The sequence below is a fragment of the Vibrio sp. Vb1574 genome, from assembly GCF_033338675.1.
The window spans coordinates 1-1,051 of sequence record NZ_JAWOTC010000452.1 but is presented as its reverse complement, the minus strand read 5'-3'; the positions used below and the strand labels follow the sequence as shown (position 1 = coordinate 1,051).

Here is a 1,051-nt window from a genome sequence, read left to right as displayed (position 1 = left end):
CTTGTGAATATTTAAGACCGACAGCCCATGCGATTTCACACAAGCCCGCAATGAAGAGAATTCCCCAAGCCATGTCATATTTCCCAACGAGATTGGGGTCGTCCCCGAGAAAAGATAGAGCGGTGAGGTCGTCCTCACTTCTGTGTGGCCCTCGAGTATAATCAAAAATTCGTAAGAGAAAAATAAGGCTCTGAGAATTTCAGAGCCTTAGGAAATATGCTTTGTCGCTATGGTTTGAGAATGACAAAAGTTTGCCCATCACTCAGCGTGAAGCTTACCGAACCAGTTTTTTTATCAATACCCGATTTGCTACACTCGCTATCATTGCCACATGAATCACTAGGGTTGTTGTTCCACACGCCACCAAGCAATCCTGAGCCCGTGACAATCGCCGTCCACGTTTTGCCATTGTTGATGGATTGTGTTGTCACTCCGCCAGAAGGTGGTGGGGCTTCTTGTTCTGTATAACTCGCGGTTACACTCACGTTACTGATACCGCTATACGCGTAAACCCCAATATGCCACGTCCCTTCACTTGGCGTAGCAAAACTGCACACTTCGTTACTATTCGAGCTGATAGAGCGACAATCGTAGTTTGACAAACTTGGCGCACTGCCCAACTTAACGTAGAGGTCGGCATCCCCATTTGAACCTGCGGTCGTGATGGTTAAGTCTGAGCCGTTTGCTGGCACATCAATAGTGAAGCAGTGCCACTGCCCTGTCGAAGCAGATTCGATATTGCTTGATGTCCCATTACTCAACGAAACAGCATCACAAGCGCTTGAAGGTGGTTCAACGACACCACCATCCGTCGACACGCCAACTTGGGCAAAAGCCGCCGTCACATCACTCGCAGGTAAGCTTAAGTCTTGCGCCGCCGCCAATACGCCAGCGGCAGCTGAATCAAACGTCGCGCTTGGTGTCCAATAGTTTTGGTTCGCGTGGGCAAATGCCTTGAAGGTATTTTCAGTGCCCCAACCATAATCGACGGCTAACAGATAAAACGCCTTGTTAAACACACCACTAGAGTAATGAACATCCATACCACTGA

The 1,051-nt window shown here is 48.5% G+C and carries 1 protein-coding gene; it reads right to left on the bottom strand.

Annotated elements, in window-relative coordinates; genetic code table 11:
* Window positions 1-227: 227 nt before the first annotated feature.
* The coding region (locus R7O12_RS26815; protein ID WP_318127106.1) for a pre-peptidase C-terminal domain-containing protein at window positions 228-1,051 on the bottom strand (824 nt) is incomplete at its 5' end.